The sequence below is a fragment of the Aeromonas sp. FDAARGOS 1416 genome, from assembly GCF_019048085.1.
In the GTDB taxonomy this organism is placed as follows: domain Bacteria; phylum Pseudomonadota; class Gammaproteobacteria; order Enterobacterales; family Aeromonadaceae; genus Aeromonas; species Aeromonas veronii.
The window spans coordinates 1,271,559-1,284,880 of the sequence record NZ_CP077301.1; the positions used below are offsets into that span (position 1 = coordinate 1,271,559).

The 13,322-nt window shown below is 56.9% G+C and carries 12 protein-coding genes and 1 tRNA gene; all 13 read right to left on the reverse strand.

Annotated elements, in window-relative coordinates; genetic code table 11:
• Positions 1 to 172: 172 nt before the first annotated feature.
• Positions 173 to 264, reverse strand: a tRNA-Sec gene (locus I6L46_RS05655).
• 214 nt (positions 265 to 478) lie between these two features.
• The gene (hycI, locus tag I6L46_RS05660) at positions 479 to 970 is read right to left on the reverse strand and encodes a hydrogenase maturation peptidase HycI (RefSeq protein ID WP_042029432.1); all 492 of its coding nucleotides are present in this window, start codon (positions 968 to 970) and stop codon (positions 479 to 481) included.
• The gene (locus I6L46_RS05665) at positions 970 to 1,383 is read right to left on the reverse strand and encodes a formate hydrogenlyase maturation HycH family protein (protein WP_206817793.1); all 414 of its coding nucleotides are present in this window, start codon (positions 1,381 to 1,383) and stop codon (positions 970 to 972) included. Before I6L46_RS05665 ends, hycI begins: the two co-directional genes overlap by 1 nt.
• Complete coding sequence (locus tag I6L46_RS05670; protein ID WP_216977600.1) at positions 1,376 to 2,191, reverse strand: NADH-quinone oxidoreductase subunit B family protein; 816 nt, start codon at positions 2,189 to 2,191, stop codon at positions 1,376 to 1,378. Before I6L46_RS05670 ends, I6L46_RS05665 begins: the two co-directional genes overlap by 8 nt.
• The gene (locus I6L46_RS05675; RefSeq protein ID WP_005345227.1) at positions 2,191 to 2,748 is read right to left on the reverse strand and encodes a formate hydrogenlyase complex iron-sulfur subunit; all 558 of its coding nucleotides are present in this window, start codon (positions 2,746 to 2,748) and stop codon (positions 2,191 to 2,193) included. Before I6L46_RS05675 ends, I6L46_RS05670 begins: the two co-directional genes overlap by 1 nt.
• Positions 2,749 to 2,757: 9 nt before the next feature.
• Complete coding sequence (locus I6L46_RS05680; RefSeq protein WP_216977601.1) at positions 2,758 to 4,476, reverse strand: NADH-quinone oxidoreductase subunit C; 1,719 nt, start codon at positions 4,474 to 4,476, stop codon at positions 2,758 to 2,760.
• An 80-nt stretch (positions 4,477 to 4,556) separates the two neighbouring features.
• Positions 4,557 to 5,510: a respiratory chain complex I subunit 1 family protein gene (locus tag I6L46_RS05685; protein ID WP_216977602.1), complete on the reverse strand. Its 954-nt coding sequence runs from the start codon at positions 5,508 to 5,510 to the stop codon at positions 4,557 to 4,559.
• Between the two features lies 1 nt (position 5,511).
• A complete protein-coding gene (hyfB, locus tag I6L46_RS05690) occupies positions 5,512 to 7,383 on the reverse strand; it encodes a hydrogenase 4 subunit B (RefSeq protein ID WP_216977603.1) in 1,872 nt (623 codons plus the stop codon).
• Positions 7,383 to 8,048 carry a 4Fe-4S dicluster domain-containing protein gene (locus I6L46_RS05695; RefSeq protein ID WP_216977604.1) on the reverse strand — a complete coding sequence of 222 codons (666 nt, stop codon included), beginning with the start codon at positions 8,046 to 8,048 and terminating at the stop codon, positions 7,383 to 7,385. Before I6L46_RS05695 ends, hyfB begins: the two co-directional genes overlap by 1 nt.
• A gap of 615 nt (positions 8,049 to 8,663) precedes the next feature.
• The gene (kup, locus tag I6L46_RS05700) at positions 8,664 to 10,532 is read right to left on the reverse strand and encodes a low affinity potassium transporter Kup (RefSeq protein WP_216977605.1); all 1,869 of its coding nucleotides are present in this window, start codon (positions 10,530 to 10,532) and stop codon (positions 8,664 to 8,666) included.
• Between the two features lie 531 nt (positions 10,533 to 11,063).
• The gene (locus I6L46_RS05705; RefSeq protein WP_005333309.1) at positions 11,064 to 11,486 is read right to left on the reverse strand and encodes a GNAT family N-acetyltransferase; all 423 of its coding nucleotides are present in this window, start codon (positions 11,484 to 11,486) and stop codon (positions 11,064 to 11,066) included.
• Between the two features lie 119 nt (positions 11,487 to 11,605).
• Positions 11,606 to 12,520 (reverse strand): hypothetical protein, encoded by a 915-nt coding sequence (locus I6L46_RS05710; protein WP_216977606.1) that lies wholly within the window; start codon positions 12,518 to 12,520, stop codon positions 11,606 to 11,608.
• Between the two features lie 142 nt (positions 12,521 to 12,662).
• Positions 12,663 to 13,301, reverse strand: a complete 639-nt coding sequence (locus I6L46_RS05715) for a DJ-1/PfpI family protein (protein WP_216977607.1) — start codon at positions 13,299 to 13,301, stop codon at positions 12,663 to 12,665.
• Positions 13,302 to 13,322 lie beyond the last annotated feature (21 nt).

A 13,322-nucleotide genomic window follows, 5' to 3' on the forward strand; every position in this document is an offset into this window, starting at 1 on the left:
CATCGATGCTGATAAATTAATTTTTGGCCAGCGAGATAACCTGACATCGGATTATATTGGCAAGCGGCAAGCACCTTTTTTAAGGTATTACTTCAAACATATTGAACAAACAATGGAAATAATGTTCAGGCCGAAAAATTCAGCGGGAGAGTATTTGTTCAATAGATTAATTTGGCGGAAGAGGCAGGAATCGAACCTGCCAAAGCCTTCTCGGCTCACATCGGTTTTGAAGACCGAGGAGGCCACCAGACCCCATCAACTTCCGTAACGGTCGCCATTTTGTGGCAAATTTCTGTGACTAGCAACGCTTTTTTTTGTCATAAAAAAGCGAGGGTTAGCGATTTTTTGAAAAAATCAAAGAACCTTGTTTTATATCAAGTTCAGCACAATTAGCCCGATGTTTTTAATTTAACATCGGGCCTCGATCACATTGCCGGAACCGTCGGTCAATAACGGTCGTTAACAACTCGATAAATAATCACCGGTTGGCGTTGGCAATATTCCACTGATCCAGTTTATCTATTAACAGACTGGTGTCACTGGCGGCATCAAGATGCTGATAAAGATAATCCATCGCCTCGCTCACCATCTCTGTCATCGGGAAGGAGAACGCCACGATGGCCGGTTGTACCCCGACAAAGATCACCTCTGGGACAAAGGTCTTGAGCTCGTCGATCAGGAAATTGAGCGGCATATTGTGGGTCGAGAAGATAAACATCTCGGCGATGGTCTCGGGGGGGATCACCTGCAGGGTTCCCGCCTTCTCGCCGATCTCGGCGGCATCCACCAGCACCACCCGCTCCGGTTGCAGCTCCCGCACCTTGTAGACCACATTTTCCGGCGCGATGCCGCCGTCGATATGGATCCAGCCGGGCAGGGGTGCGGCCTGCAGCTTGTCGGCGAGATAGGGGCCGGCACCGTCGTCCCCCATCATGGCATTGCCCACGGTCAACACGAGATTGCAGCCCATCAGCGGCTCCTTACCATCAGGTACATATGGGGGTCGTTAAAGAGGGCGGTGAGCTGATCCATAAAGGTATTGGTCCAGCCCAGCTCCTGCTCATCAAGCACATTGCCAGCCTTGCGCAGTCGGTCGAAGGCGCAGGCCAGCATGTGGCAGTGCTCGCGATAGATGGTGATCTCGCCAAAGGTGAGAAATCCCTCCATCTTGCGGCGCGCCTCGCTCCCCTCTGGCAGCTTGGCTACCCAGTCGCGATAACCGGTCAGCGAGCAGACCAGGTCTGCTCGCAGGCAATCGACGATGCCGAGGTGGTGGCCGATGGCGAGGCTGTAGTACATCACCTCCCTGGCCTCTTCCGGCACGTCGAACTGCTCGTCGACGAACTTGCGCGAGAGGCGGTAGAAAAAAACCTCGTCAGCCATGTACCGCCTCTCCCTTGCCGGCCGCCCGGTTAAGGCAGGCGTTTGCGAGGTTGTTGACGATCTCCGAGAGGCGCGGATCGTCGTGCTGATCGAGGTAGCTCTGGATGCGCAGATCCACATCCTGCTGGGTCGCCCCTTCGAGCAGGGCCATGAATTCGTCGGCGATGATCCGCCCCTGCCGGTAACCGGCCATGCGGCGCGCTTCGCGCTCGATCATCACCCGGATTTCATTGGGGATGCCGGTGTGGCGCAGTTCGACCCGTTCACCCGGTTGCACCTCGTGGCTGGTGGCTTTGAGTTTCTGCTCAAGCAGACCGAGCGCCACGGCAAAGCCGTAGATGGTAGCCGCCGGTGTCGGAGGGCAGCCGGGGATATAGACATCCACCGGCACGATCTTGTCGGTGCCGCCCCAGACGCAGTAGAGGTCGTGGAAGATGCCGCCGTCACAGCCGCAGGCGCCGTAGGCGATGCAGATCTTGGGATCGGGCGCCGCCTCGTAGGCGCGCAGGGCCGGTACCCGCATCGCCCGGGTCACCGCGCCGGTAAAGAGCAGGATGTCGGCGTGGCGGGGGGAGGCGACCACCTTGATGCCGAAACGCTCGGCATCAAACAGCGGGGTGATGGTGGCGAAGATCTCGATCTCGCAGGCGTTGCAGCCGCCGCAATCGACCCGGTAGACATAGGCCGAGCGGCGAATGTCCTTGAGCAGGGTCTTCTTGAGTTTGGCGATCTCGGGATCCTGTGCCAGCGGCACGGCGCGGGTATGGGCATGGCCGACAACCGGTTCTATGCCTTTGATCTTGCTCATCACATCCACTCCTTTTGTGCGGCCATCGGTGTGGCTATCGGTGTGATCAGGGCCGAGTCAGGCTGGCTCAGCATGCTCTGTTTTCGTTTGCAGTCGGGGCAGTGATGCAGCCGCTCCGGGGTCGCGAGCGGTGTGCCCGCCTGCTTGAGGGTGTCCTCCACCAGCGCCACCAGTTTGCTCGGGGCAAAGTAGGTGCCGCACAGGGTGCAGGGGGCCAGCGCGAAGCGGGCCTCTTCATAGAGATCCGCCTTGTTGGTCACCGCCAGCTCGAATTCAGGGGAGAGGGCGATGGCGCGGGTCGGGCAGACCTCTTCGCAGCGGCCGCAGAAGATGCAGCGCGCCATGGAGATCTCCCAGCGCCGTTCGCCGGTCTCCATGTCCACTTCCATCACCAGCGCGTTGGCCGGGCAGGCCTTGGTGCAGGCGGCGCAGGCGATGCACTGATCCGCCTGATATTTGGGTTTGCCGCGAAAATCCCGGTTCACCTCGTAAGGGGCGAAGGGGTACTTGGCGGTCGGGGTGCCAGCCTTGAGGATGGTCTTGAACAGCTTGATCATGATGACCCCTTATTTCAGCGGAGAGTTTTTGCGATCGATGCCGTAGCGCTCGATCTCCTTGTAGGAGACCACGGTGGATTTGCCCTTCTTGGGGTCGACCAGGGTGACCCGGTCGGTACAGGAGTAGCAGGGATCCAGACTGCCGATGATGAGCGGTGCATCCGCCACGGTATTGCCGCGCAGCATGTAGCGCAGAGCAGGCCAGTTGGCGTAGGTGGCGGCGCGGCAGCGCCAGCGGAACAGCTTCTGGTTATCCCCGGTCATGCTCCAGTGGACGTTCTCGCCGCGGGGCGCCTCGGTAAAGCCCAGCGCAAACTTGCCCGGTTGATAGGTGACCCCTTCGGTCAAAAGCGGCCCTTCCGGCAGGTGCTCCAGGCCAAACTCAATCATGTCGAGGGAGTCGTAGAGCTCGTGGATCCGCACCAGCACCCGGGATTGCACGTCGCAACCCGCCTTGGTCTGGATCTCCATCGGCAGCTCGCGGTAGCCGGCAAAGTCGTGAACCCGGCGCACGTCGCGCTTGAAGCCGCTCGCCCGCACCATGGGGCCGACGCAGCTGAAATCGCGGGCAATTTGCGGCTCGAGCTTGCCGATACCGATGAGGCGGGAGGAGATGTTGGCGGTATCCAGCAGCATGGCCACCAGCGGTTTCAACTCATCACGGAGCTCGCGCACCAGCTGGGCACCCTTGATGCGATCTTCCTTGAAGATGTCGCGGCGCACCCCGCCAATCAGGTTGAGGCCATAGGTCTTGCGGGCGCCGGTCAGCAGCTCGGCCAGGGTCATGGATTTTTCCCGCACCCGGAAGAACTGCATAAAGCCGGTGTCGAAACCGGTGAAGTGGCTCGACAGGCCGATGTTGAGGATATGGCTGTGCAGGCGCTCCACCTCCAGCAGCACGGCGCGGATCATCTTGGCCCGCTCCGGCACCGCAATGCCCATGGCGTTCTCTACCGAGGTGGTGTAGGCGACGCTGTGGGTAAAACCGCAGATGCCGCAGACCCGGTCGGTCAGAAACGCCACTTCGTTGTAGCCCATGCGGGTTTCCGCCAGCTTCTCCATGCCGCGATGGACATAGAAGAGGCGGTAGTCGGCATCGATGATGTCTTCGCCATCGACGAACAGACGAAAGTGGCCCGGTTCATCCGAGGTGATGTGCAGCGGGCCGACCGGCACGATGCGGTTGGCATCACTGCCCAGTTCGTTGACGAAGGGGTAGGTCTCGGTGCCGGTGGTGGGCATCGGGCGCTGGCGATAATCCATGGCGTCCTTGCGCAGGGGATGGATATCCTCCGGCCAGTCGTCAGGCAGCACCAGACGACGTTCGTCTGGCAGACCGATGGCGCGCAGGCCGTACATGTCGCGGATCTCCCGCTCGCCCCACACCGCCGCCGGAATGGTCGGGGTGATGGAGGGGTACTCCTGGGTATCGGCATCCACCAGCACCTTGACGGTGATCCAGCACTTGGTGTCGCCCTCCATGGAGAAGACGTGGTAGACGGCGAAGTGGCCGTTGAGGCTGCGCTCGTCATTGGCAAAGGAGAGCGGAAGCCAGCCCCCCAGCTGGTGGAAGATCAGGCTGGCCGTCTCGACCAGACTGGTGGGCTTGACGGTAATGGTGGCCTGATCGGCGGTTTGCCACTCCTCGTCGACGATGGCGTGGGGCAGTTGTGCTCGCACCTGCTGGATGTAGTCGCAGCCGATGCGATCCGAAATGGCGATGGTCATGCAGTTCTCACTTTAATGTTCGGGAATGAGCATTCACAAATGATGAAATCGGAAAAAGTTGCTGTGCTGGCGGGCATGGCTCAGATCCCGACCAGATAGGCGAGCAGCGCCAGCAGGGCCAGCCCCAACCCGTAGCGAGTGAGCTTGTGGGTGCGCACGAACTGGGTACGGGCCATGGCGTTTTCGATGATGCCAGCCAGTAAAAAGGCCACCAGCAGCTTGCAGGCGAGGATCAGCGCCGCGCCGATGAGCGCAGGCAGACTCCAGTTGGCCGCCTTGCCGAAGGGGAGGAAAATCACCATAAAGAGCTGCACCACCACCAGTTGCTTGAGGCCGATGGAGAGCTTGAGCAGGGCCAGCCCCGCACCGGAGTACTCGGTGAGCGGCCCCTCTTGCAGCTCCTGCTCGGCTTCGGCGCAGTCAAAAGGCAGCTTGCCCATCTCGACAAACACCGCGAAGGCGCAGGCGGCGCCAGCCAAGAGGGTGGCAACCGGCGCGGCCAGCGGCTGGGTCGCCACATAGCTGCTGATATTGCCCAGATCCGAGCTGCCCACCATCATCGCCATGATGAAGCAGGCGAGCACCAGAATGGGCTCTACCAGAATGCCGAGAGTCAGTTCGCGGCGGGCGCCGATCCCTGCAAACATGCTGCCGCTGTCTAGCCCCGAGAGGGAGAAGAAGAAGCGGAAGATGGCGAACAGATAGATATCGGTGATGAGATCCCCGGCGATGGGGAAGGGGGACTCGTGAGTCAGGGTCGGCAGCGCCATCCCTACCAGCAAGAGGGCGGCGATCAGCAGTGCAGGCATCAGGTTGAAGATGATGCCGGCAGGCTCGGGGGTTACCTCCTGACGGCGCAGGAGCTTGGCGATATCCCGGTAATCCTGCAGCAGGCCCGGCCCCTGACGGGAGTGCATCTTGGCTCGCAGCACCCGGTTAAAACCGGTGGCGAGCGGCGCCAGCGCCAGCATGGCGATGGCCTGGGTCAGGGCGAGGGCAACCATGCCCCAGCTCGGCATTTCAAGAACAGGCATATCAGACTCCTACTGCCATCAGGATAAAGAGCGCCAGCACCGCACCGTGCAGCAGCCAGCCGGTCGTCCCGCTGGTATCGCTCACCCCGTGCAGGGCGCTGGCCAGATCGAGCTGGGGCTGCTTGCGATAGAGTGGCGCGCAGAGTTGGCGCAAGGTGTGGGTGACACCACCGGAGGTGAGGCTCATGCGCTCCTCATAGGCGTAACCACAGGCCCACGGGGTGCCGGCGTGACGACGACCCAGCTTGGGCCCCTTGAAGATGGCCAGTACCAGCAGCGGAATGAGGAACAGACCCAGCAGGGTGATGGCGATAACGGGCGGGGAGAGGATCGCTTGTGAGCTGTCGAGTGGCAGTAGGGTGGCGCCAGTGGTCACGTTCATTTGGCCACTTACCAAGGCTTGGCCATAGCTGGCGATATGGGGGGCAATCCAGGGGGCGCCCAGACCCAGCACCAGACAGACCGCGGCCAGCAGCAGGGTGCCTGCCACCATGGCGCCCGGCACTTCGCGGGCGTGACTCGCGTGTTCACTGCGCGGTGCGCCGCAGAAGCAGATGCCGTACACCTTGACGAAACACATCACCGCCATGGCGCCGGTCACCGCCAGCATCACTACCGCGAGCGGCGCAACGACAGAGGTGCCGAGTTTGGTCATGGAGAGCAGGGATTGATAGATAAACCACTCGCTGACAAAGCCGTTGAGCGGCGGCAGCGCCGAGATGGCCATGGCACCGATGAGGAACGCCAGCGCAGTCCAGGGCATCAGCTTGGCCAGCCCTCCCATCTTGTCCATGTCGCGGGTGTGCAGACGGAACATCACCGAGCCGGTACCCATAAAGAGCAGACTCTTGAAGATGGCGTGGTTGAGCAGGTGATAGAGGGCGCCGAGCAGTCCCAGCACTACCAGTGCCGGTTGCTGGTTGGCGATGCCGATCATGCCGATGCCCATCCCCATCAGGATGATGCCGATGTTCTCCACCGTGTGGTAGGCGAGCAGCCGCTTGAGGTCATGCTCGGCCAGCGCAAACAGCACCCCGAGCACTGCCGAGCAGGCACCGAAGATCAGCACTACATAGCCCCACCAGAGCTGGCTGGCGCCGAGAAAATCGATGCTGACCCGCAAGATGCCAAAGAGACCCAGCTTCACCATCACGCCGGACATCAGCGCCGAGATATGGGAGGGCGCAACGGGCTCGGCCACCGGCAGCCAGCCGTGCAGCGGCACGAAACCGGCGCGCAGGCCAAAGCCGCAGAAGCTGAGCAGAAACACCAGAGAGGCCAATGCGCCCGCCAGATGGTGCTCGCGCAGCGCGGCGAACTCCAGCGAGCCGCTTTCGCGGCAGAGCAGCCAGAAGGCGATCAGCACCAGCGCCATGCCGATATGGTTCATCACCAGATAGAGGCGGCTCTGTTTGGCGGCCTCGGGGTTGGTCTTGACCAGCCAGTAGGTGGTGAGGGTCACCAGCTCGTAGCAGAGCAAGAAACCGAGCGCGTTGTCGGCCAGTACCATGCCCACCATGGCAAAGAGGAAGAGGTTCATCAGCGCGCCGATGGCCACATCGCCCTTGCCCTGATATTCGCGGATATAGGCAAAGGAGTAGAGGGCGACGGCGACGCCGACGGTGCTAATCACCAGCAGCATCAGCGCGGCCAGCATGTCGAGATGAACCGAGCCCAGCAGCCAGAGCTGGCCGTCGACGGGGGTGCCTTGGGCAAAGATCTGGATGGAGGCGACCAGACCCGCGAGTGACCCCAGCAGGGCAAAGCCGCTATTGAGGCGGTTGGCCAGTGCGGGCAGCTTTTGCAGCAGCAAACCGGCGGCAGCGCCCAGCAAAAAGAGCAGGAGTGTGGCCATTACAAGGGGGGACAACATCAGCGAACTCCCTCTGTGTTAGATAAATCGGATGCAGGGATCGCCGTGGCAGGCGCCGAGAAGGCGGAGGCCCCTTGCGGGTTGGTGTCGGCCGCTTGGTGGCGACGGATACGGGCGGCGCGTTCGGTGTCGCCGTCATTGACCAGCTTCAGTGCCTGGGAGGGGCAGGCTCCGACACAGGCCGGGCCGTCGGCGCGAAACTCGCACAGGTCGCACTTGACGGCGATGCTGCGCACTCCCGGCTCCCAGCTCAGCAGATCCTCGCCAAAGCAGCGCAGGCCGGCAGAGGTGGATGGGTTGCTGGAGCGGATGGAGCAGGGGATATAGGTGTCGTAACTGGTGGCCACGGCCACCGGACGGCTGCCGCCGCTCTGGATGGCGCCAAAGGGGCAGGCCACGGCGCAGAGATTGCAGCCGATGCAGAGCGACTCATTGAGTTGCACGCAATCGCCGGTCTGGCGAATTGCCTCGACCGGGCACACCTTGATGCAGGGGGCATCGTCACAGTGGCGGCACTGAACCGGCATGGTCGCCTGCTCGTGTCGCATAACGGTTAAACGGGGGGCTTGCTGCAAACCTTGCGCCTTGTGTACCTCGCTGCAGGCCGCCATACAGGTGCCACAGCCAATACAAAGCTTGGGGTCAGCGATAACGAAGCGGTTCATAGCCTACCTTGTCGTGTCGCGAACGGAGAAAGTAGGGGCAGGTTGGCAAGATACGGGCCAGATTGGTTTTTGCTGCGAAATTGGTTTTAAGTGGCTGTTTTTAAATAAATAAAAATCTTAGCGTGGTTGGGTGAACGCGCTGGTGTGGCTGTCGAACTGTGACGTTCGTCACTTGTGACGAAGCCGCCGGGAGGGTTCGTCACCTTGGAAAATGCAGCATGAGTAGGGTGCAATGAACGCAGTGAATTGCACCGCTATCAAAATATGTTCGTGGTGCACGGCGCTGCGCTTGTTGCACCCTACGGTGGGATGTCTGTGGGGGTCGCCGTGGTTTTGCTCCCTTCTCCCCTCGCGGGAGAAGGGCTGGGGATGAGGGGGGAGGTCAGCCATATGTTCGCGGTGCACGGCGCTGCGCTTGTTGCACCCTACGGCTGTTGTGTGAGGGGAGATGAGCTGGTTCGATTTGCCGTGGTTTGCCCCCTTCTCCCCTTGCGGGAGAAGGGCTGGGGATGAGGGGGGCGGTAATCGGGGTTAACGGAAAAGAAGAGGGAGGCCAATGCCTCCCTCTCTATTTGCTGACGTTTTTTATGCCATCAATAGGCCATCAACCCGCCATCAGATATCCACCTGGGATCCAAGTTCGATGACCCGGTTGGGCGGGATCTCGAACTGATCCGGGGCGCGCAGGGCGTTGCGCTGCAGCAGCATAAAGAGCTTGCCGCGCAGATAGAGATACCAGGGGCGGTCTTTCATGATGAGCGACTCGTGGGCCATAAAGAACGAGGTCTCCATCATCCGGCAGCTGAGCCCCTCGGCGTTGCAGCGGTGGAAGATCTCCTCCACGTTCGGGGTCTCGCGCCAGCCGTAGCTTGCCACTACCCGCCAGAAGGTGGGGGAGAGCTGCTCGATGCAGACACGGCGCACATTGTGGACGTAGGGCACATCCTCAACCCGCAGGGTGAGCAGGATGATCCGCTCGTGCAGCACCTTGTTGTGCTTGAGGTTGTGCAGGAGCGCATGGGGGATCACATTGACCACCCGCGACATATAGACAGCAGTACCGGCCACCCGGGTCGGCGGGGATTTTTCCAGCGAGGCGATCATCGGCTCAAGGGAGTTGCCGTGCTCGTTCAGGCGACGAATAAGCTGGAAACGCTCGCTCTTCCAGCTGGTCATCACGGTGAACATCACCGCGCCCAGGGTGAGCGGCAGCCAGCCGCCGGAGAAGATCTTGGCGAGGTTGGCGGCAAAGAGCGGCACGTCGATACAGAGCAGCGCGGCAAACAGGATAGCCACCAGATACTTGTTCCAGTGCCAGCTGTTCTTGGCCACCGAGCAGGAGAGGATGGAGGTGAGCACCATGGTGCCGGTCACCGCGATGCCGTAGGCCGCCGCCAGATTGCTGGAGTGCTCGAAGCTCATGATGACGATCACCACCGAGATATAGAGCATCCAGTTGATGACCGGAATATAGATCTGGCCGGACTCCTGCTCGGAGGTGTGAACGATGCGAATGGGGGAGAGATAACCGAGGCGCACCGCCTGACGGGTCAGCGAAAAGACCCCGGAGATCACCGCCTGCGAGGCGATCACCGTCGCCATGGTTGCCAGCAGCAGCAGCGGCACCAGCGCCCATTTCGGCGCGAGCAGGAAGAAGGGGTTGGCAATGGCGGCGGGGTTGCTCAGCAGCAGCGCCCCCTGACCGAAGTAGTTGAGTACCAGCGACGGCAGCACCACGATAAACCAGGCGAGGCGAATGGGATTCTTGCCAAAGTGGCCCATATCCGCGTAGAGCGCCTCTACCCCGGTGATGGCCAGCACCACGGCGCCGAGGGCAAAGAAGGAGGTGGTCTGGTACTGGATAAAGAAGCGCACCGCCCAGATGGGGTTAAGCGCACCCAGCACCTCGGGGTTGTGGATGATGCCGCGCAGCCCCAGCACTGCCAGCGTCATAAACCAGATCAGCATGATGGGGGCAAACAGCTTGCCCACCATGGCGGTGCCATGTTTCTGGATGGCGAACAGCAGGGTCAGCACCAGCACCGAAAGGGTGACGATATAGGGGTCGAGGGCGGGGGTGAGAATGCTCAGACCCTCGATGGCCGACATCACCGACATCGCCGGGGTGATCACCACCTCGCCATAGAAGAAGCTGCCGCCAATCAGGCCGAGGATGATCAGCAGCGGCGTCCAGCGGGTGGAGGCGTTGCGGGTCGCCAGCGACATCAGGGTGAGAATGCCACCCTCGCCGGCGTTGTCGGCCCGCATCACAAAGGAGAGGTACTTGACCGACACCACCAGGATCAGCAGCCAGAAGATCAGCGAGAGAAAGCCGAGAATGGAGGCCGGCTCGACGCTGAACCCGAATTGACCTGACAGGCACTCGCGCAAGGTATAGAGAGGGCTGGTGCCGATATCGCCATAGACTACGCCAATCGCCGCCAGCATAACGCCGGGAGTGGCTTGTTGTTTATCACAGTTCATGAGTTCATCTTGTCAGTTTGATGTTTACACGTTTGCCAACGCACAGCTGCCCGACCTATCAGGAAAGTCGTGATATTTAATCGGGAGAGAATTAATGGATTGCGATGGGAAAGGGCGCTAACGGAATAGTGATCTGCTTGTCATGGAACACAGTCTGTTCATCTGTCATTAAGCTTATAATGACACACACTCTGCGGGACTATGCTCAGTTATAAATAATCAAAAGTTCAATTTGAGTAAGAGAATTAATTATCCGGCGATTGAGATAGGCCGCGACAATGCAGGCAACTGTTTGTTTTATCTAGCGAAGTGGTTTGGCTACTCTCTTTTACCAAAATGGATAATAAATAGACGATAAAGTAATCACTAATTAAATGCTGGCAGGATGGCAAAGGGGAGAGCGTTGGGTAGCAATGGAGTCTTTATTTGGGCGGGGAAAATGTAGGGTGCAATGAACGAAGTGAATTGCACCAAATATTGAAAGAGGCAAGAGGTGCAATGCGCTGCGCTTATTGCACCCTACAGTAATTATTACTCTCCATGATAGTGCTTCAATAAAAAATAGCGGTCAGGACTATTTTTAACGCCGCTCACTTTACCGACTATTTTAAATCCCATTTTTTCATAAAATTTGGGTGCCTGAAATGAGAGAGTGTCGACTTGAGCAGCAATACATCCCCGTTTATGTGCCTCACGTTCAGCAATCTCCATTAATTTAATGCCGAGACCCTGTCCTCTCTTGTCACTGTGTACCCAAAGTACTTCGATCAACAGTTGATGATAAATAGTACGTCCGGCAATGCCACCGACAACTTCGTCATTATCATCATGAATGGCAACAATTAAAGGCTGGGATCGTTCCTCACCCATTTTATCAAAGTTAAATTGTCTAAGGTTATCAACAAGTACATTGAATATTTCATCTTTATGTTCATTATGGATTTTTATATTCATTAAATCTTACTCCATTAAAACGTAATCGTAGGGTGCAATGAACGAAGTGAATTGCACCAAGTATTAAAAGAGGCAAGAGGTGCAATGCGCTGCGCTTATTACACCCTACACTGTTATTTTTACGAACTCATTTCAGCACATTTTATGGTGTGATACTTGGTGACCCTTATTAATTCAGTTGTATGCTCAGGGTATTGTTGCTGCAAGAAGCAGAGTGCGTCAGCCAAGGTAATCTGGTGCAGATTAAAGCAACTATCAAAAACCAATGCTCGTATTTGTTCAATAAAACCATCTGGATCATTATGGGTGGTGCAGGAGTTCCACAATTTTAAATCCAGTTCGTCATCAGGATCTTCAAGGGAACTGACGGCTTGTAAATTGAGGTTGCCCAGCATGGCATTATATTGAGCATCAGATAACGAGGTTTTGCAGCGAACTATCCAGGCCAAAGTGATCAGGTTATGGCCAAAAAAGCCGGGCTGCTGCAAACAGGAATGCAATACATCCTCTAATGTTGCCAGCTGTCCGGTTGTGATCGCCTCACAGCGCTCTATATTTTCTTCATTAGTGAAGGTAGCAGTGGCAAACTCCGTGACCCGATTTAAAAATGCAGGCACCCACTCGGGAGGAAGGATGTTGTATATCTCATTTAGTGCAAGCAAAATGGTGACATTATGGGATAAATACTCAGGTTTTCTGGCCGCCTTGGCGATATAGAATTCAAAGATATTGTGAAAGCCGTACTCGGCATGCCATTGGGAAACAGCCTGATAGGCAGCGGGATAGATACCACGCGCCAGAATGAGATGTCTGCGTAAATCGGAGAAAGCGACAGGCTGTACACTATCGGTAAGTACCGTTGACACCTGTAATCCATCCTTGGCAATCAATTTGGCGGTTTGTTGCCACAAGGCTTCCGGTTGCCCAAGGTGTGCAGCAAGAAATTGAGCTGATAAATAGGCTTTTAGCGCATGAGGCTGATGAATAATAGCGCTGCTGTGTACAGCTTGCTCAAGTAGTTCCCGAGATGTCATTAATCCTCCATGAATTTCATGCTTCAGTAAAGGGTATGGAAAGCATAATCAGAAGATACAACAAGCATAGTTCCACTAATTAATGCGCAAGAGTGAAGGTGCAATGCTTTGCGCGTATTTAACCCTACAGCACTATAAAATATCATACATATTCCAATGATATATTGTTATGAGTGTTCTGTTTTTCTGCAGACCTGATAGTTGATGATATCAATTTTTCGAAGATTTCTTGTTGACCAGCAGGGAGTAGCTGATTTTGAATCATCCTTCGAGTATCCACATCAAACAATCTTTCTGCGAGCCAACCAATTAAATACATCAGAGAAAGACATCCACCTGCAGTTGCAATATTACCATTGACAACTAGGGGTAAATCTTGAACATCACCACCAAGTGATTCTAACGCAAATTTTGCATCAGGATTTGTTGTCATTCTTTTATTTTCAAGTAATCCCAGCTCATGTAAAATGAAGGAGCCTGCACATATTGAACCTATAAGCTGTTTACTGGGGTCAAGTATTAATGAGGACATAAATTCATGATTCTTCATGGCTGCAGGGATGCCACGTTTACCGCTAGTGATGAGTATAACATCTTGTTCAACAACCTCAGAAATCGCACCGTCAGTTGTCACTGAAATACCAAGGTGAGATCGGTGAAATGGTTTGGTCCCTAAAACTTTCACTGACCAACGATCTGTTGTCCTGCCAAGTAAATCGTACATCAAGAAAAAATCTACATCTGTAAAATCATCAAATAAGACAATGCCTACTTTATACATATATCACCTATAAAATCTTTG